This is a genomic window from Microbacterium sp. LWO13-1.2, assembly GCF_038397725.1.
Classification (GTDB): domain Bacteria; phylum Actinomycetota; class Actinomycetes; order Actinomycetales; family Microbacteriaceae; genus Microbacterium.
In genome coordinates this window covers 3238397-3254860 of the sequence record NZ_CP151634.1, presented here as the reverse complement: position 1 = coordinate 3254860, position 16464 = coordinate 3238397, and the positions used below count along the sequence as shown (strand labels likewise).

At 67.9% G+C, this 16464-nt stretch carries 21 protein-coding genes; 12 read left to right on the top strand and 9 right to left on the bottom strand.

Features of this window, described 5'->3' with window-relative positions; all coding sequences use genetic code 11:
* Positions 1-14: 14 nt before the first annotated feature.
* A complete protein-coding gene (locus MRBLWO13_RS15600) occupies positions 15-482 on the bottom strand; it encodes a DUF3515 family protein (protein ID WP_341975004.1) in 468 nt (155 codons plus the stop codon).
* A 23-nt stretch (positions 483-505) separates the two neighbouring features.
* On the opposite strand from MRBLWO13_RS15600, the gene thiL reads away from it, so the two are divergent.
* Positions 506-1501: a thiamine-phosphate kinase gene (gene thiL / locus MRBLWO13_RS15595; RefSeq protein ID WP_341975003.1), complete on the top strand. Its 996-nt coding sequence runs from the start codon at positions 506-508 to the stop codon at positions 1499-1501.
* On the opposite strand, the gene rsmD is transcribed toward thiL, so the two are convergent.
* Complete coding sequence (rsmD, locus tag MRBLWO13_RS15590; protein ID WP_341975002.1) at positions 1471-2100, bottom strand: 16S rRNA (guanine(966)-N(2))-methyltransferase RsmD; 630 nt, start codon at positions 2098-2100, stop codon at positions 1471-1473. The genes thiL and rsmD overlap by 31 nt on opposite strands.
* A gap of 61 nt (positions 2101-2161) precedes the next feature.
* Here rsmD and MRBLWO13_RS15585 point away from each other — a divergent pair, with 61 nt between their 5' ends.
* The 6 genes from MRBLWO13_RS15585 to mutM are packed head-to-tail and all read left to right on the top strand — an operon-like array spanning position 2162 to position 7192.
* The gene (locus tag MRBLWO13_RS15585; RefSeq protein WP_341975001.1) at positions 2162-4336 is read left to right on the top strand and encodes an ATP-dependent DNA helicase RecG; all 2175 of its coding nucleotides are present in this window, start codon (positions 2162-2164) and stop codon (positions 4334-4336) included.
* A gap of 30 nt (positions 4337-4366) precedes the next feature.
* A complete protein-coding gene (gene coaD, locus MRBLWO13_RS15580) occupies positions 4367-4864 on the top strand; it encodes a pantetheine-phosphate adenylyltransferase (RefSeq protein ID WP_341975000.1) in 498 nt (165 codons plus the stop codon).
* Between the two features lie 29 nt (positions 4865-4893).
* Entirely contained in the window at positions 4894-5445 is a 552-nt protein-coding gene (locus tag MRBLWO13_RS15575; RefSeq protein ID WP_341978440.1) for a DUF177 domain-containing protein, read from the top strand.
* Positions 5446-5447: 2 nt separating this feature from the next.
* Positions 5448-5657, top strand: a complete 210-nt coding sequence (rpmF, locus tag MRBLWO13_RS15570) for a 50S ribosomal protein L32 (protein WP_188436709.1) — start codon at positions 5448-5450, stop codon at positions 5655-5657.
* A gap of 7 nt (positions 5658-5664) precedes the next feature.
* Positions 5665-6336 carry a ribonuclease III gene (gene rnc / locus MRBLWO13_RS15565; RefSeq protein ID WP_341974999.1) on the top strand — a complete coding sequence of 224 codons (672 nt, stop codon included), beginning with the start codon at positions 5665-5667 and terminating at the stop codon, positions 6334-6336.
* The gene (mutM, locus tag MRBLWO13_RS15560) at positions 6329-7192 is read left to right on the top strand and encodes a bifunctional DNA-formamidopyrimidine glycosylase/DNA-(apurinic or apyrimidinic site) lyase (protein ID WP_341974998.1); all 864 of its coding nucleotides are present in this window, start codon (positions 6329-6331) and stop codon (positions 7190-7192) included. The genes rnc and mutM overlap by 8 nt, the downstream gene beginning before the upstream one ends.
* A gap of 42 nt (positions 7193-7234) precedes the next feature.
* On the opposite strand, the gene MRBLWO13_RS15555 is transcribed toward mutM, so the two are convergent.
* Positions 7235-7585 (bottom strand): MerR family transcriptional regulator, encoded by a 351-nt coding sequence (locus MRBLWO13_RS15555; protein ID WP_341974997.1) that lies wholly within the window; start codon positions 7583-7585, stop codon positions 7235-7237.
* A 61-nt stretch (positions 7586-7646) separates the two neighbouring features.
* Between MRBLWO13_RS15555 and MRBLWO13_RS15550 the strand changes: the two genes are divergently transcribed.
* The 3 genes from MRBLWO13_RS15550 (at position 7647) to MRBLWO13_RS15540 (ending at position 9261) form a co-directional block, all read left to right on the top strand.
* A complete protein-coding gene (locus MRBLWO13_RS15550) occupies positions 7647-8231 on the top strand; it encodes an alpha/beta hydrolase (protein ID WP_341974996.1) in 585 nt (194 codons plus the stop codon).
* Positions 8232-8350: 119 nt separating this feature from the next.
* Positions 8351-8836, top strand: coding sequence for a MogA/MoaB family molybdenum cofactor biosynthesis protein (locus tag MRBLWO13_RS15545; RefSeq protein ID WP_341974995.1), 486 nt, complete (start codon positions 8351-8353; stop codon positions 8834-8836).
* Positions 8833-9261 carry a molybdenum cofactor biosynthesis protein MoaE gene (locus MRBLWO13_RS15540; protein WP_341974994.1) on the top strand — a complete coding sequence of 143 codons (429 nt, stop codon included), beginning with the start codon at positions 8833-8835 and terminating at the stop codon, positions 9259-9261. The genes MRBLWO13_RS15545 and MRBLWO13_RS15540 overlap by 4 nt, the downstream gene beginning before the upstream one ends.
* A gap of 35 nt (positions 9262-9296) precedes the next feature.
* On the opposite strand, the gene MRBLWO13_RS15535 is transcribed toward MRBLWO13_RS15540, so the two are convergent.
* The 6 genes from MRBLWO13_RS15535 to MRBLWO13_RS15510 are packed head-to-tail and all read right to left on the bottom strand — an operon-like array spanning position 9297 to position 13148.
* Entirely contained in the window at positions 9297-9533 is a 237-nt protein-coding gene (locus tag MRBLWO13_RS15535) for a MoaD/ThiS family protein (RefSeq protein ID WP_341974993.1), read from the bottom strand.
* Positions 9530-9790, bottom strand: coding sequence for a DUF6457 domain-containing protein (locus MRBLWO13_RS15530; RefSeq protein WP_341974992.1), 261 nt, complete (start codon positions 9788-9790; stop codon positions 9530-9532). The genes MRBLWO13_RS15535 and MRBLWO13_RS15530 overlap by 4 nt, the downstream gene beginning before the upstream one ends.
* Complete coding sequence (locus MRBLWO13_RS15525; RefSeq protein ID WP_341974991.1) at positions 9783-10379, bottom strand: NTP transferase domain-containing protein; 597 nt, start codon at positions 10377-10379, stop codon at positions 9783-9785. Before MRBLWO13_RS15525 ends, MRBLWO13_RS15530 begins: the two co-directional genes overlap by 8 nt.
* Positions 10376-10852, bottom strand: a complete 477-nt coding sequence (gene moaC / locus MRBLWO13_RS15520) for a cyclic pyranopterin monophosphate synthase MoaC (RefSeq protein ID WP_341974990.1) — start codon at positions 10850-10852, stop codon at positions 10376-10378. Before moaC ends, MRBLWO13_RS15525 begins: the two co-directional genes overlap by 4 nt.
* Positions 10849-12051, bottom strand: a complete 1203-nt coding sequence (gene glp / locus MRBLWO13_RS15515) for a gephyrin-like molybdotransferase Glp (RefSeq protein WP_341974989.1) — start codon at positions 12049-12051, stop codon at positions 10849-10851. The genes moaC and glp overlap by 4 nt, the downstream gene beginning before the upstream one ends.
* Positions 12051-13148, bottom strand: a complete 1098-nt coding sequence (locus tag MRBLWO13_RS15510) for a ThiF family adenylyltransferase (protein ID WP_341974988.1) — start codon at positions 13146-13148, stop codon at positions 12051-12053. Before MRBLWO13_RS15510 ends, glp begins: the two co-directional genes overlap by 1 nt.
* A 68-nt stretch (positions 13149-13216) precedes the next feature.
* On the opposite strand from MRBLWO13_RS15510, the gene fdhD reads away from it, so the two are divergent.
* Both fdhD and MRBLWO13_RS15500 read left to right on the top strand, forming a co-directional pair.
* The gene (gene fdhD, locus MRBLWO13_RS15505) at positions 13217-14113 is read left to right on the top strand and encodes a formate dehydrogenase accessory sulfurtransferase FdhD (RefSeq protein WP_341974987.1); all 897 of its coding nucleotides are present in this window, start codon (positions 13217-13219) and stop codon (positions 14111-14113) included.
* A complete protein-coding gene (locus MRBLWO13_RS15500; protein WP_341974986.1) occupies positions 14097-16460 on the top strand; it encodes an FdhF/YdeP family oxidoreductase in 2364 nt (787 codons plus the stop codon). The genes fdhD and MRBLWO13_RS15500 overlap by 17 nt, the downstream gene beginning before the upstream one ends.
* Positions 16461-16464: the final 4 nt, after the last annotated feature.

Genomic DNA, 16464 nt, shown 5'->3' with positions numbered 1-16464 from the left:
CAGGCGGAGCGGACCTAGCCGCGCTCTGTGCAGCGCGCGGTCGCCGGCGCGAGGCCGGACTGGATGCTCTTGGAGATCGTGTCGACGACGGTGGCGAAGTCGAACTCCTCACCCCGCTTGATGGTCACTTCGATCGCAGGATCCCGGCCGTAGGTGACGAGGCGCTGCCTCGTGTCCTCCTGATCGAGTACGAGCCAGTCGACGCCGCCGATCGTCGTGCAATCCAGGGCCGACGGGGCAGGCGGAGCAACCCCGCAGCGCAGCACGATGCTCGGGTCGCCCCATGCGCCGGTTGCCTGCGCATCGGTCCAGACGCGGTCAAGGCCTGCCACGTTCTCGGGCAGGAGCACGGAGACGTCGGCGCAGGCGGGATCGTTCGCGGCGTCGGCCGGTTCCAGATGCACTGTGGTGGAGCATCCGGAAAGGGCGGAAGCCACGATCAGAGCGCCCGCGGCGACTGCGAGGCGACGAGAGCGGAACATGGTTCCAGGCTACCTTTGACAGCATGCCCTCCCGACCCGAAGACGACGATCCGCGCCTGGGAGACATCTCAGAGGGGCGCATCCTGCGGGCGATTCTGGCGCGCACCGCGCCGGCCTCGCACACGCTGATCGGACCTGGTGATGACGCCGCGGTCATCGCCGCCCCATCAGGCACGGTGGTGGCGACGACCGACACCCTCGTGCACGGTCCGGACTTCCGCCTGGCATGGTCCAGCGGCTACGACCTGGGCTGGAAGGCCGCCGCGGTGAACCTCGCCGATGTCGCGGCGATGGGTGCGCGTCCGACCGCGCTGCTCGTCGCCCTGGCCGTTCCGCGCGATCTGCGGCTGTCGTTCGTCGAGCGGCTCGCCGACGGGTTCAGCGATGCCTGCGCAGCACTGGCTCCGGGGTGCGGAGTCGTCGGTGGTGACCTCACCGTCTCGGACACGCTCACGGTCGCGGTGACGGCGCTCGGCGATCTCGAAGGACGTGCGGCGATCACGAGGTCGGGTGCGCGGCCGGGGGATGCCGTCGCCGTCGCCGGCGAACTCGGCCACGCCGCGCACGGACTGGCCGTGCTGTTCGGCCGATTCCGCGACGGGGAGACGCCGGTGGCTGTCGACAGCGCGTTGCTTCGCGATGGTGAACGTGCGGCGCTCTCCGCCCAGCTGCGTCCGGCACCGCCGATCGGCCTGGGGCCGGTCGCTGCCGTGGCGGGAGCGACCGCGATGATGGACATCTCCGATGGGCTGGCTCTCGATGCGCGGCGGATGGCCGAGGCATCAGGTGTGACGATCGCGCTCGATGGCGACGCGCTCGGCGAGAATCGGGGGCGGGCTCTGGCCGGCGGCGAGGATCATGCGCTGCTCGCGACATTCCCCGACGGCGTGCTGCCTCCAGGATTCCGGGTCATCGGCACCGTCCTCCCGGCCGGGGCGGATGCGTTGCTGTGCGACGGCGCTCCGGTGGACGTCGAAGGGTGGGACCCCTACCGGGACTGGGACTCGGCGTCGGGCTGAGTCTCCCCGACCCCCGACGCCTCGACCGGTCCTTCGGTCGTCTGCCGCGCGGCCCACCACAGGGTGGTGTCGCCGTAACTCCGGTCTCGGAGCAGCTCCAGTCCCGCAGCCTCAAGATCGGGCGGCGTCGAGCGGCGGGCGCGCTCGACGATCACGAGAGCGTCCACGGACAGCAGGGGCGCAAGAGCCGCCAGATCGCCGTTCATCGCCTCGTCGTCCAGATCGTACGGCGGATCGGAGAACACCAGATCGTATGTTCCGGCGGTGCGCTGCAGGAAGGTCCGCACCGCGCTCTCGTGGACCCGCGCCGTCGCCACTCCGCCGGCTTTCGCGACCGTGGCGGCGTTGCGGCGGATGATCGCGGCCGCAGGGCGGGACCGCTCCACGAGGTCGGCGCTCACGGCGCCCCGACTGAGCGTTTCGAGTCCGAGCGCTCCGGAGCCGGCGTAGAGGTCGAGGACGCGTGCTCCGACGATGGCATCCGCCGATTCCAACGCCCCGAAGAGCGACTCCCTGACGCGGTCGCTCGTCGGGCGGGTACCTGCACTCGGCACCTCCAGGCGAATGCCTCTGGCCGAACCGGCGATGATCCTCGTCACCCGTTCACGATACGACAATCGGTTCGGATTCCGTGTCCGCGGCGTTCCCTAGACTCGGAGCATGTCGCTCACGCTTGATTCATCGCTGGAGGACGCGCTCGGCGCGGCACCGGCGAAGACCCTGGACCGGGCCTTCGGCATGCGCAGCGTCGGCGATCTGCTCGTGCACTACCCACGGCGCTACGCCGACCCGGGCGAGCTGACGCCGATCCGTGATCTTCCGATCGGAGAGACGGTGACGATCGTCGCCGAGGTGCTCTCGTCCAGTGCCCGCGCGATGCGCAATCGGAAGGGGGCGATGGTCGATGTGATCATCGGCGACGGCATCGGTCGGATGTCGCTGACCTTCTTCGCGAAGAACCTCGGGGCGGCGAAGTGGCGCTCGGAAGAGCTGGCCGTCGGGCGTCGTGGCGTCTTCTCGGGCAAGGTCGGCATGTACAACGACGTGACGCAGTTCGCGCACCCCGAGTACGAGCTCTTCGAGGACGAGGATTCCGCGCGCCGCAGTGCCGACGCCAGGGCGGCGGTGCCGATCCCGATCTATCCGGCCACGTCGAGCATCCAGACCTGGCAGATCGCCAAACTCATCGGCCGCGTCCTGGACGGGCTGGAAGACGTGCCCGATCCGCTGCCTGCCCCGGTCCGCGAACGCGAGGATCTGCTCGAGGCGCGCATGGCGCTGGAGCAGATTCACCGGCCGCGAACCCGCAATGACATCGATCCAGCGGTGCGCACGCTGCGGATGCATGAGGCCCTGGTCCTGCAGACCGCACTCCTTCAGCAGCGCGATGCCGTTCGCGCCCTCTCGGCGACCGCGCGTCCTGCGGAACCGGGTGGACTGCTCGAACGCTTCGACCGCGCGCTGCCGTACACGCTCACCGACGACCAGCAGAGCGTCGGCGCGCAGGTCGCGGCTGACCTCGTCGGCTCCTGGCCGATGAACCGGCTGGTGCAGGGCGAGGTCGGCTCCGGCAAGACGCTGGTGGCGCTGCGTGCGATGCTGCAGGTCGCGGAGTCCGGAGGGCAGGCGGCGCTCATCGCTCCGACCGAGGTGCTCGCCGGGCAGCATCTGCGCTCGATCACGCGGATGCTGGGGCCGGAGCTCGCACCTCTCGTGATGCCCACCCTGCTGACCGGTCAGCTCGGAGCCGCCGACCGTCGTCGCGCGGCCCTGCGCGTGGCATCCGGCCAATCGCTGATCGTGGTGGGCACGCACGCGCTGTTGGGTGAGAAGACGACCTTCGCCGATCTCGGCCTCGTCGTCGTCGACGAGCAGCATCGTTTCGGCGTCGAGCAGCGAGAAGCCCTGCGGGCCAAGGGCTCCAGCCCGCACGCGCTCGTGCTGACGGCCACTCCGATCCCGCGCACGGTCGCGATGACGGTGTTCGGCGACCTCGATACGTCCGTCATCCGCACGATGCCGGCGGGACGGGCGGGCATCGAGACCTTCGTCGCTCCGCTCGCCGAGCACCCCGGGTGGTTCAACCGGGTCTGGGATCGCGCCGCTGAGGAGATCGCCAAGGGGCATCAGATCTTCGCGGTGTGTGCGGCGATCGACACGGCGAAGAAGACCGTCGAGGCCGGCGCGGAGCAGACGCCGGCTCCCGAAGGCGCGAACGGTCCGCGCTGGGGTGTCGTGCAGCTCGATGAGGCTCTGGCCACGCATCCGAAGCTCGGTGCACTCCGACGTGCGGTCCTGCACGGGCGGATGCCCTCCGACGAGAAGGACGCGGTGATGCAGGCCTTCGCCAGGGGGGAGATCGATCTGCTCCTGGCGACGACCGTCATCGAGGTCGGGGTGGATGTGCCGAACGCGTCGACGATGATCGTGCTCGATGCCGATCGCTTCGGCGTGTCCCAGTTGCACCAGCTGCGCGGACGTGTCGGCCGCGGGGGAGTGCCGGGGCTGTGCCTGCTGGTGACAGAGGCGGAATCCGGATCCATCGCCCGGGAGCGCGTCGATGCGGTCGCCGGCACGCTGGATGGCTTCAAGCTCGCCGAAGTCGACCTGGAGCTGCGTGGTGAGGGCGATGTTCTCGGTGCCGCGCAAGCCGGTGTCCGCTCGTCCCTGAAGCTGCTGCGCGTGGTCAAGGATTCCGGCCTCATCATGATGGCGCGGGAGATCGGCGAGAAGATCCTCACCGACGACCCCCATTTGAGCCTGCATCCGGGGCTGCGCGAGGTGATCGCCCGTCGCGTCAGCGATGACGATCGGGCGGCGCTGGCGAAGAACTGACGCGGGGAGGGCGTGCCCTAGGCTGGAAGCATGAGCAGCCGGATCGCCGTCGTCCCGGGTTCCTTCGATCCCCCCACCCTCGGCCACCTCGACGTGATCCGTCGGGCCGCGAAGCTGTACGACGAGCTGCACGTGCTCGTCGTGCACAACCCCGGCAAGGAAGCCATGCTGCCGATCGCGCAGCGGCTCTCCCTGCTCGAGCAGTCCATCGCCGAAGACGGCATGGAGGGCAACATCATCGTCGGATCGTGGAGCATGGGCCTTCTGGTCGACTACGCGCGCGATGTCGACGCCCACGTCCTCATCAAGGGGATCCGCTCGCAGATCGACGTCGCTTACGAGTCGCCGATGGCGATCGTGAACAGGCACCTCGCCGATATCGAGACAGTGTTCCTGCTGCCGGATCCGGCGCATGCCATGGTGTCCAGTTCCCTGGTGCGCCAGGTCGCATCCCTGGGCGGGGACGTCACCCCGTTCGTGCCGCCGGCCGTCGCTGCCTTCCTCGACACAGGGGCCCGCGGCATCTGACGCGGTAGCATTGGGTGGTGCGACCTCGTCTGAATGGCCCGTTCATCCTTCCCGTCCGTGACATCGTCCGCAAGCCAGGCGAAATGCGTGAACACCGTTTCGCCGTGCCCCTCGCCGAGCAGTGGGGAGAGGGAATCGTCTCCTATGAGGCGGGTTCCGAGATCGACATCGACGTGCGCCTGGAGTCCGTTCACGAGGGCATTCTCGCGACCGGAACAGTGGACGCGGAGTACGTCGGAGTGTGCGGAAGATGCCTCATCGACATCGCCGAGCCTGTCGAAGTCGAGTTCCAGGAGCTTTTCGCGTATCCTGGTGAGGAAGAAACTGACTTCGAGGTTCAAGACAACCACGTGGATCTTGAAACTCTGGTCAGGGAAGCGGCCGTATTGGCGCTTCCGTTTCAACCGGTGTGTCAGCCGGACTGCCCTGGACTCGACCCGAGTACGGGTGAGCGGCTGGCCGTGAACACCGGGGCGGAGAAAGCCGCTCCCATCGATCCTCGATGGAGCGCGCTCCAACAGATCACAGACCAAGGAAGCGCAGCAGAAAGCAGCGCGTCCAAGAACACAGAAGAGAGTTAGCCATGGCTGGTAACCCCCCGAAGCGCAAGGTATCCCGTTCCAACACCCGCTCGCGTCGCGCGCAGTGGAAGGCGGCGCCCATCGCTCTCGTCAAGACGATCGAGAACGGCAAGACCGTTTACAGCCGCCCTCACCAGGCGAAGGTCGTCACCGACTCCCAGGGCACCGAGCTCTTCATGGAGTACAAGGGCCGCAAGGTCGCTGACGTCTGATCCTGCCGTGCAGGCTCTCTCGCAGAAGCTCCGCGTCGATATCGACGCGGAGCTTCTGGAGTTGGCGCTGACGCATCGCTCCTACGCGTACGAGCACGGCGGGATTCCGCACAACGAGCGGCTCGAGTTCCTCGGCGACTCCGTACTCGGTCAGGCCGTGACGGTGATGCTGTTCACGACGCACCCTGAGCTCGACGAAGGTCAGCTGGCGAAGCGCCGCGCGAGCGTCGTCTCGACGGTGGCCCTCGCCGAAGTGGCCAGAGGGATCGATCTCGGCAGCCATCTGCTGCTGGGACGCGGCGAGGAGCAGACCGGCGGTCGCGACAAGGATTCGATCCTCGCCGACACGATGGAAGCGGTGATCGGGGCGACCTACATCTCCGTGGGCCCCGAGGCCGCCACCGAACTCGTGCTCAGGCTCACCGAGCCGCTGCTCGCAGACCCGGAGCGCTACGGCGCGGCGATGGATCCGAAGACGAGTCTTCAGGAGCTCGCTGCGAGGACAGGGGCGAGCCCGCCCCAGTATTCGGTGGAGTCGAGCGGCCCCGATCATGATCGACGCTTCCTGGCGACGGTTCTCGTCGGCGACCTCAGCATGACCGGCGTCGGCAGCAGCAAGAAGACCGCAGAGATGGCGGCCGCGCTGAGTGCGTGGCGTTCGCTCAGCGAGCATGCCTGAACTTCCCGAGGTCGAGGTCGTCAGAGCGGGCCTCGCTCCGGCCGCAGTGGGCTCTCGGATCAGCGGCGTCAGCGTCTTCGATGAGCGCGCCCTGACCCGTCATCCCGCTGGCGCGGCCGATTTCGTCGGGCGCCTCGAAGGTCGCACCTTCCGTGCGGCGGAACGTCGCGGCAAGTTCCTCTGGCTCCCGCTGGACGGCGAGGAAGCCGCGCTGATCGCCCACCTCGGCATGAGCGGACAGATGCTGCTGCGGGCACCGGATGCGGCGGCGGAACGCCATGAGCGCGTCCGCATCCACCTGGAGCATCCCCAGCACGGTCATCTCGCGATCGTCTTCGCCGATCAGCGCACCTTCGGTTCGCTCGCCGTCGACGCTCTCGTCACGGACGGGGACTCGCTGATCCCTTCGCAAGTCGTGCACATCGCGCGGGATCCGGTGGATGCCGCATTCGATGACGTCGCCTTCCGCTCGGCGCTGGGCAAGCGAGCCAGCGCGATCAAGCGCGTGCTGCTCGACCAGAGCGTCGTGAGCGGTATCGGCAACATCTACGCCGACGAGTCGCTGTGGGCCGCGCGGATCCATCCGGAGACCCCGGCGAACCGATTGTCCGCGGTCGCCGTCGGCCGGCTGCTCGCCGAGGTACGGGCCGTGCTGGCGAAGGCACTCGCCGAGGGTGGCACCAGCTTCGACGCCCAGTACGTCAACGTGAACGGGGAGTCCGGGTACTTCGCGCATTCCTTGAACGCATACGGGCGCGGCGGTCAGCCCTGCCCTCGGTGCGGCGGCAGCATCCGCCGCGAGGCGTTCATGAACCGCTCTTCACACTTCTGCCCTGCCTGTCAGCGAAAACGCTAGTTGAGCGGATGTGCGGCGAGCGCGACCAGGCAGGCACCATTCTCAACTGGTCGATGCGAGCTCGTTGAGTCGTCGCTCAGTCTCACGGAGTTCGGATTTCTTCGCGGCGAGGCACTCGGCGATCGAGTTCAGTTCGGCGCGAAGGTCCGGGCACATCTCCAAAGAGGTCCCGTGATCTCCGAGCCGAGCGCAGTCGAGGTAGCGCCGGATGGTGGCGGTACCCAGACCGGCGGCGATCATCGCCTTGATGTGCGCCACCAGAGTCACGTCCTCTTCGGAATAGTCGCGGTAGCCGCCGCTGGTGCGATCGGGGATCAGGAGTCCTCTGTCTTCGTAGTGTCGGAGTGCTCGTGTGCTCATGCCCGTCAGCTTCGCGAGTTCGCCGATCTGCACGCTTCGCTCCTCTTTCTCGAATTGACCTTCACGCTAGCGTGAACCCTTACCGTTCTGTCCTATGACGACTGCAGCATCTCAGACTCCACGCACAACGCATCAGCGGGCCCTGATCTTCCACGGCTACGGGGCGACCCCAGAGGATCACTGGTTCGGTTGGCTCGCCGAGCAGCTCGAGACCGAGAGCATCAGGACCGCGATCCCGCCCCTCCCGCACCCCCTCATGCCGCAAACCGAGCAGTGGGAGGACGACGTCCGCGCTGCAGTGAAACAGCCGGACGAGCATACGATCGTGATCGCGCACAGCCTCGGCTGCCTGGCGGTGCTGCGCTACCTGCGCTCCCTTCCTGGTGCCTGGCGGCTGGGAACGCTGGTGCTGGTGTCGGGTTTCATAGACCCACTGCCTGCCCTGCCCGAGTTGGACGGATTCATCGGCGGCGGCTGCGACGTGACGGAACTTCGTGACCACATCGGCCGGCTTGTGGTCGTCCGCTCCGACAACGACTCGATCGTTCCGCCCGGGCATACGGACCGTCTCGCCGAACAGCTCGGAATCTCGGCACAGGTCGTTCCTGGCGCTGGGCACTTCCTCGCCGCCGAGGGCATCACGGAGCTGTCCTTCGTTCGCGACGTGATCACGTCCTAGCGGATTTCCGACTGGGGTGTGGATGCCCGGGGCGCGGGTCAGCGGAACATTTCGCCCGCCCCTGGTCCGGGCCGGTTCCTATCGACTGACCGGGCCCACAGCGACCTACACTGGGAATCGTGACTTCCTCCGCCCTTTCCGCCGCCGTGATCACGGTCTCTGATCGTTCAGCGGCAGGCCTGCGCGAAGACGTCTCCGGTCCTCTCGCCGCTGAACTTCTCGCCGCGGACGGGTGGTCTGCAACTGTTCGCGTCGTGCCGGACGAAGTCGAGGCCATTGCGGGCGCGGTGCGTCAGGTCGTGACTCTCGGCGCTCGTCTGGTCGTGACGACCGGCGGCACCGGCCTCTCGCCTCGGGACGTCACCCCCGAGGCGATGACCGGCCTGCTGCAACGCGAGATCCCCGGCATCGCCGAGGAGATCCGTCGCGTCGGCACCGCAGGGTTTCCGCAGGCGATGCTGTCCAGGGGTCGCGCCGGCATCGTGGACGGTGCCCTGGTGGTGAACCTCGCGGGTTCCCCTGGGGCGGTCCGGGATGGCGTCCCGGTCGTCCTGCAGGTCGCCGCGCACGTCGCCGCGCAGCTGGACGGCGGTGACCACGCATGATCGCCTTCAGTCGGGTGTCCGACGTCGTGCTCGATCCCTCAGAGCATCTCGACGCGGTGGCAGGGGCGGAGGCCGGTGCCAGTGCGCTCTTCGTCGGTACCGTGCGCGACCACGACCCGGATGCCGCGGGCGAAGTCGTGCTCCTGGAATACAGCGCCCACCCCGATGCGGAGCGGATCCTCGGCGAGATCTCCGCGTCTCTCGACGGCGACGGAATCCGGATCGCGGTGAGTCACCGGATCGGCGCCCTGGCTGTGGGCGACGCGGCGATCATCTGCGCCGTATCTTCGGCTCACCGGGCCGACGCCTTCGAGGTGTGCCGTGAGCTCGTCGAGAGAGTCAAGGCCGAACTCCCGGTGTGGAAGAAGCAGGTCGAAGCCGACGGCACTGCAATCTGGGTCGGGCTGGGGAGCCTCGCGACCTGATCGCCTGTGGGCGCGCTCCTCTGCGGCGAGTGCGCTCAGCCGCCGGCGAACGGCGGGAGCACGTCGACGGTCGCGTCATCCGGCACGACAACGTCGTCCCCGCCGCGCGTCCCGTCGACGAGCAGCGAGCAGCGCCCGAGGACATCGGCGAACTCCGGCCCGTGCTCCGTGCTCAGCGCCACCCGCAGTGCGCCGAGCGTGATCGGGCCATCGACCTGCTGCTCCTCGCGCCCCGCGGCATCGGCCGCGCCGGCGAAATAGCGAAGCTTCATGACTGCACCTCGGATGCCGTCGCCCTGGCCTCGATGGCCGCGCGCGTGCGCGCCACCGCTTCTTCCACGGGCATGCCCTGTGCGACGGCGATGCCGATGAGATAGGTCGTCAGCGGCCCCGCGGGCCTGATGATGGCATGCGCGGCTTCGCGCGTGACGTCCAGCAGCAGACCTGTGGGCACCTCTGCGGTTTCGAGGCCGAGTGCGTCGGCGAGTTCCGCAACCCAGACGTCGAGGTCGGCGGGGGAGTCAGACATGGTGATCCTTTCGGCTGTTCCGATAGTCGTCGATGGCGGACCAGGTATCAAGGTCGAGTGCGGTTCCGGCGTCATCGACCGTATGCAGCGTGAGCGGAGCGATCAGGCTCCGCATGGAGACGCCGGCAACCTTGGGGAGCGCCGCAGCTGCGCGTCTGAGCGCGTTGAGCCGATACCGGCCGGCGAGCCATTGCTCGCGTCCGTCTGCGTCGACAGCGATCACGGCATCCGCATCATCGGGGATCGCGACGGCGGCGAGCAGGGCGACGAGATCTTGCGCACGCGGCAGGTCGCAGGCGAGCAACCATGTCTCGACGACATCCACTCCGTCCAATGCATGCAGCGCTGCCGAGATGGCCGCCACCGGCCCTCCGAACGGGGGATCCTCCCGCACCACGCGAATCCCCGGACGCGAGAGACTGTCGGGGCCGACGGCGATGATCGGAGTGCACCCGCGAACGGCGGCGAACACATGATCCACGAGTGCTGTGCCATCCACGACCAGGGACGCCTTGTCCGCGGCATCCAGGCGCGTCGCTCGCCCGCCGGCGAGGACGATCGCCGCCGATTCAGGTGCCGAAGCTGTCACGGAACGCGCACCCAGTCGCCGCTCTTCCCGCCGGTCTTGCGGAGCAGAGCGATGTTCTCGATCGTGATCGATTTGTCGAGGCCTTTGACCATGTCGACGAGAGCGAGCGCCGTGACGCTCACCGCCGTGAAGGCCTCCATCTCGACGCCGGTGCGATCGGCCGTGCGGACGGTGGCTTCGATCTGCACGCCGTCGTCGACGATCTCGAGGTCGACCTGCGCACCATGCACGCCGATCACGTGCGCGAGCGGCAGCAGCTCGGCGGTACGTTTCGCCGCCTGGATGCCGGCGATCCGGGCGACAGCCAGGACATCGCCCTTCGGCGTCGTCCCGTCGCGGAGTGCGGACACCACGAGGGGGGAGCAGCGGACGAATCCGGATGCCGTCGCCGAGCGCACCGTCGGCTGCTTCTCGGTGACATCGACCATCCGCGCGTGGCCCGCGCTGTCCAGGTGGGTGAACGGCTGGTTCATGACAGGACCATCACAGTCACAGGATCTCCTTCTTCGACCCGCTCGACCTCTGCGGGAATGATCGCGAATGCCGAAGCGATGGCGAGCGACGTGACCAGATGCGAACCGCTGCCGCGGTTCGTCGCCGGTCGCACGGTCTCGCCGTCGATCACGGCGGGCAGGACCTGCACGCGCCCCGGAGGGCACCGCCAGCCGACTGCGGCGGTGCGGATGACCTGAGCCCGTTCGATCGTGGTGTGTCCGGCCAGCCGGCGCAGCGCGGGACGCACGAACATCTCGAATGACGCTGCCACACTCACCGGATTCCCCGGCAGGCAGAACGCCAGCATCCCGGAATCGAGGACTCCGAAGCCTTGGGGCTTGCCCGGCTGCATCGCGACCGCGTCGAATCGCACGCCGCGCTCACCGCCCAGCACCGCCTTGACGACGTCGAACGCGCCGACGCTTGCGCCTCCGGAGAGGATCACGACATCGGCTTCCAGCTCGTCCAGCGCGCGGCGCAGAGCGGCCGGATCATCAGCCACGGTGACCACCGTGACGATCTCCGCACCGGCAGAGCGGGCGGCGGCGCTGATCAGCACTGAGTTCGACTCCGGAATCTGTCCGCGCTTCGGTGTGCCTGCGGGAGAGATGAGCTCGCTACCCGTGGAGATCACGGCCACTCGCGGCGCGCGAATCGCCATGACGTGATCATGACCGGCTGACGCGATCGACGACAGCTGCCAGGCGCCGAGCGGCGTGCCCGCGGCGACGGCCAGAGCCCCCGCGGGGGAGTCCTCGCCGCGGGGGCGAATATGCGCGGCGGGAGTCGGCGCCGTGAGGACGGTGATCTGATCCGGAGGCGTCTCCTGGATCGCTGTCCCGAGATCGGTCTGCTCCAGGGGGACGATGGCGTCGGCATCCGAGGGGATCGGCGCGCCGGTCATGATGCGCGCTGCCTCTCCGGCGCCGAGCGACGGATCCTCGCTCGAACCCGCCGCGACGTCGGCGACGATGCGCAGCACCGCACCAGCGGTCGCATCCGCCCGCCGCACGGCGTAGCCGTCCATGGCGGAGTTGTCGAAGAGCGGAACCGGCCAGCGGCTCGTGACATTCTCGTCGAGCACGAGCCCGAGTGCCGCTGCGAGCGGAAGACGCTCGGCGGGGAGCGCGGACGTCGCCTCGAGGATGCGCGCGCGGTGTTCGTCGACGGTGATCATCACAGCGTCCCGGACGGTTCGAACGCGGCGGACCAGGCCGCATAGCTGCCGGCGAGGAGGCGGAGATCCGCGTCAGGGTGCGCGGCCGCGAGCGCACGCCCCGCGGCGCGCGCCCGAGGACCCTGCTGACAGAACACCACGATGGTTCCGGTGACGTCCACGGCGGCGGGATCCGCGAGCAGAGTGCGCAGCGGAACGGAGCGTGCTCCGGGGATGCTCCCGGCGGCGAACTCGTCGGGCTCCCGGACGTCGAGCAGAGTGATCGTCGGCTCTTCGGCGATCAGTTCCGCGAGTTCTTCCGGGGAGACCCGGGGGAGCGCCGCAGGGCGGGAGGGGGCTGCGAGAGGAATCTCCCGTGTTCGTCCGCTGAGCGCGTCGAGCACCAGCATCCGGCCCACCAACGGCTCGCCGATTCCGCAGATCAGTTTGACCGCCTCGGTCACCAGCATCGAGCCCACCTGTCCGCACAGCGATCCGAGCACTCCGGCGTCCGCGCACGAAGGAACGGTGCCGGCGGCCGGCGGCTCCGGGAAGACGTCGCGCAGGCGCATGGGCGAGCCTGAGGACGGGCGAGACCAGAAGACACTCACCTGTGCGTCGAATCGCAGAACCGACCCCCACACCAGCGGGATGCCGAGCACATCGCAGGCATCGGCGACCGCGTAGCGGGTGTCGAAGCTGTCGCTGCCATCGATGATCAGATCGTAGCCGCCGAGCAGTTCCTGGGCATTCGCGTCTGTCAGCCGCGCGCGATGCTCGACGATGCGGACATCCGGGGCGAGGGCGCGGATGCGCTCAGCGGCCACGGTCGTCTTGGGGCGCCCGACATCGGCCGTGCCGAAGGCGATCTGGCGCTGAAGGTTGCTGCGCTCCACATCGTCGTCATCGATGATCCCGATCGTGCCGACCCCTGTGGAGGCCAGATACAGCAATACGGGGGAGCCGATCCCGCCGGCGCCGAGCACGCCGACGCGTGCGGCCGCGAGTCGGAGCTGGCCGAGTTCGCCGATCTCGGTCAGTCGCAGCTGTCGTGCGGTGCGCACGCGTTCCGCGTCGGAAAGAGATGCAGCGGGCGCCACAAGGGGTGGGAAGGCCATGCAGCAACGGTACCGCTCCACGCACGGTGCGGATCGTCAGGCCGCCGTACCCCGGGTACGCTCTGGATATGGGACGGATCACGACGAGGCGGTCGGTGCTGAAGATCTCGTTGGACAGCGGATCTCAGCGACGAGCCGACACGCTCGCCGTCGAGGAACCGCTCGAGATCCGTGTCGCCGGTACGCCGCTGGCGGTGACCATGCGCACGCCGGGGCATGACGTCGAACTCGCTGCCGGCTTTCTCGTCTCCGAGGGAGTGATCGCCGAGGGGAGCGAGTTCCAGTCCGCGATCCACTGCGGCGGTCCGGGCACCGGTGGTGCCGAGAACACCTACAACGTCCTCGATCTCACCCTGGCGGCCGGCGTGCAGCCGCCTGCCCCCGATCTCGCGCGGTCCTTCTACACGACCAGCTCCTGCGGCGTGTGCGGCAAGGCCAGTATCGACGCGGTGGAGACCGTCTCACGCTACGACGTCTCGACCGACGAAGCAGCGGTCACGGCCGAAGCGCTGTCCGCATACCCGACCCGGCTGCGCGCACAACAGGATGTCTTCGACAAGACCGGCGGACTGCATGCCGCTGCGCTGTTCGACGCTGAAACCGGCGAGTTGCTCGTACTCAGAGAGGACGTCGGGCGGCATAACGCTGTCGACAAGGTCGTCGGATGGGCCGTACTGAACGACCGGCTCCCGTTGCGAGGCACGGTGCTTCAGGTGTCGGGGCGAGCGAGCTTCGAACTCGTTCAGAAGGCCGCCATGGCGGGCATCCCTATTCTGGCCGCCGTCTCGGCACCCTCGTCGCTGGCGGCCGAACTGGCAGAGGCACGAGGCCTGACGCTCGTGGGTTTCCTGCGAGGTCGGTCGATGAACGTCTATTCGCACCCGCATCGGGTGACCGTAGAAACAGGAGAGCCCGCCGATGGAGCGCTCCAGTTGGAGGGGTCGGGCAATGACCAGTCTCGATGACAAGTCGACGCAGGGCGTGGCGTTCGGGCTCATGCCTGAGATCCCGCGCCAGGGAGGATATGGGCCGGTGACGGATCGGCCGTGGTCGCAGAAGGATTACCATCACCCGGCGGCCGGTTGGGGTGCGACGGTCTCCGTCGGTGAAGTGCTGCTGCGCTCGAAAGCGCCGGTGAGCGGCGCGCTGGCGATGCTCACGATGAATCATCCGATCAAGGGATTCGACTGCCCCGGCTGCGCGTGGCCGGACGACCAGAACGGGCTCGGGCTCGACATCTGCGAGAACGGCATGAAGCACGTGACGTGGGAGATGACCCACAAGCGGGTGGGGAGTGGCTTCTTCTCGAAGCACACGGTCGCCGAACTCGCGACCTGGACGGATTTCGAGCTCGAGAATGCCGGTCGGCTCACCGAGCCGATGGTCTACGACCCCGAGACCGATCGGTACGCGCCCATCAGCTGGGACGACGCCTTCGCCCTCATCGGCGAGGAGCTGCGAGCGCTGGACAGCCCGGATCAGGCGACCTTCTACACCTCGGGTCGCCTCAGCAACGAAGCCTCCTTCATGTACCAGCTCATGATGCGCGAGTACGGCACGAACAACATGCCGGACTGCTCGAACATGTGCCACGAAGCGTCCGGGCGTGCCCTGCGTGCCTCCATCGGCACAGGCAAGGGCACCACGACGCTCGAGGACTGGGAGAACACCGACCTGCTCTTCCTCATCGGCGTCAACGCGGCGTCGAATGCTCCACGGATGCTCACCTCGCTCTCGAACGCGGTGAAGAACGGCGCCCTGGTGGTGCACGTCAACCCGCTCGTCGAGGCGGCTTCCACGCGCACGATCGTGCCGCACGACTTCGTCGACATGGCGCTCTTCAAGACGCACACCACGGGAACGCTCGACCTTCAGGTGCGGCCGGGTGGAGACATGGCGCTGATGCGTGCCGTCGCGAAGGTCGTCTTCGAGGCGGCGGAGGCCGACCCCTCGGTGCTCGCTGCCGACTTCATCGAGAGGTACACGCAGGGTTTCGCCGAATATCGGGCGCTGGTGGAGGCGACTCCCTGGTCTGAGCTCGTCCTGCAGTCCGGGCTCACCGAGGAGCAGCTTCGTCATGCCGGCGGCCTGTACCTCAAGGCGGACAAGACGATCATCAGCTGGTGCCTCGGCGTGAGTCAGCAGGAGCACGCCGTCGACATGGTGCGCGAGTTCACGAACGTGCTGCTCCTCCGCGGCAATATCGGACGCCCTGGCGCCGGACCCGCACCCGTGCGCGGGCACAGCAACGTGCAGGGCAACCGCACCTGCGGCATCGATCACCACGCGCCCGCGGCGCTGCTCGATCGCCTCGACGCGGTCCTCGGCATCACCTCACCGCGGGAACCCGGTCTCGACACGGTCGCGAGCATCCGTGCCATGCACGAGGGAGCGGTCAAGGTTTTCATCGCTCTCGGCGGCAACTTCGTCGCTGCGGTTCCTGACCCGCTGTACACCGCACAGGGCATGAGTCAGTGCAATCTGACCGTGCAGGTGAGTACGAAGCTCAACCGCAGTCACATCGTGCACGGGGAGAAGGCGCTGATTCTGCCGTGCCTCGGGCGCACCGAGCGGGACGAGCAGGAATCCGGCCTGCAGGGGCAGACCGTCGAGGATGCGATGAGCATGGTGCATCTCTCGGTCGGAAAGAAGAAGCCGGCCTCCGAGCATCTGCTGTCCGACCCCGACATCATTGCCCGGATGGCCAGAGCGGTTCTTCCGGACAGCCCGCTGCCATGGGAATCCTATGTCGCCGATTACGACGTCATCCGTGACGTGATGGCCGAGGTGCTCCCCGGCTTCGAGGGGTTCAACGATCTCATCGCGCATCCGAACGGATTCCGCATCCCGCAACCGGCGCGCGAACTCGACTTCCGGACGGCGTCGGGGAAGGCCGAGTTCTCCCTGCCGGCGTTGTACGACGTGCTTCCGGCATCCGAGGACATGCTCGTATTGCAGACGATGCGCTCCCATGATCAGTGGAACACGACGATCTACGCGAACAACGATCGCTATCGCGGCGTGAAGAACATCCGTGAGCTGATCTTCATGAACGAAACCGACATGAGCGATCGCGGTATCGCCCAAGGAGACTTCGTCGACATCGTGTCGACGTCGAAGGACGGCTCACTCCGTGAGCTGCGCCAGTATCGCGCGGTGGCGTACAACACGCCGCGCGGGAGTGCCGCCGGCTACATGCCCGAGATGAACATCCTGATCGGCCCGGCCGACTTCAGCGCGCAGAGCGATCAGCCGTTGATGAAGAGCATCCATGTGCGGGTCAGCCCGTCCGCCGCGCGGCAGACGGCCTGACCCG

Coding starts and splice junctions, on each gene's coding strand:
- MRBLWO13_RS15535 (WP_341974993.1), bottom strand. CDS start 9,533: ATGAAGCTTCGCTATTTCGCCGGCGCGGCCGATGCCGCGGGGCGCGAG.
- MRBLWO13_RS15500 (WP_341974986.1), top strand. CDS start 14,097: ATGACCAGTCTCGATGACAAGTCGACGCAGGGCGTGGCGTTCGGGCTC.
- moaC (WP_341974990.1), bottom strand. CDS start 10,852: ATGAACCAGCCGTTCACCCACCTGGACAGCGCGGGCCACGCGCGGATG.
- fdhD (WP_341974987.1), top strand. CDS start 13,217: ATGGGACGGATCACGACGAGGCGGTCGGTGCTGAAGATCTCGTTGGAC.
- MRBLWO13_RS15585 (WP_341975001.1), top strand. CDS start 2,162: ATGTCGCTCACGCTTGATTCATCGCTGGAGGACGCGCTCGGCGCGGCA.
- MRBLWO13_RS15540 (WP_341974994.1), top strand. CDS start 8,833: ATGATCGCCTTCAGTCGGGTGTCCGACGTCGTGCTCGATCCCTCAGAG.
- mutM (WP_341974998.1), top strand. CDS start 6,329: ATGCCTGAACTTCCCGAGGTCGAGGTCGTCAGAGCGGGCCTCGCTCCG.
- MRBLWO13_RS15550 (WP_341974996.1), top strand. CDS start 7,647: ATGACGACTGCAGCATCTCAGACTCCACGCACAACGCATCAGCGGGCC.
- coaD (WP_341975000.1), top strand. CDS start 4,367: ATGAGCAGCCGGATCGCCGTCGTCCCGGGTTCCTTCGATCCCCCCACC.
- glp (WP_341974989.1), bottom strand. CDS start 12,051: ATGATCACCGTCGACGAACACCGCGCGCGCATCCTCGAGGCGACGTCC.
- rpmF (WP_188436709.1), top strand. CDS start 5,448: ATGGCTGGTAACCCCCCGAAGCGCAAGGTATCCCGTTCCAACACCCGC.
- MRBLWO13_RS15530 (WP_341974992.1), bottom strand. CDS start 9,790: ATGTCTGACTCCCCCGCCGACCTCGACGTCTGGGTTGCGGAACTCGCC.
- MRBLWO13_RS15510 (WP_341974988.1), bottom strand. CDS start 13,148: ATGGCCTTCCCACCCCTTGTGGCGCCCGCTGCATCTCTTTCCGACGCG.
- thiL (WP_341975003.1), top strand. CDS start 506: ATGCCCTCCCGACCCGAAGACGACGATCCGCGCCTGGGAGACATCTCA.
- MRBLWO13_RS15600 (WP_341975004.1), bottom strand. CDS start 482: ATGTTCCGCTCTCGTCGCCTCGCAGTCGCCGCGGGCGCTCTGATCGTG.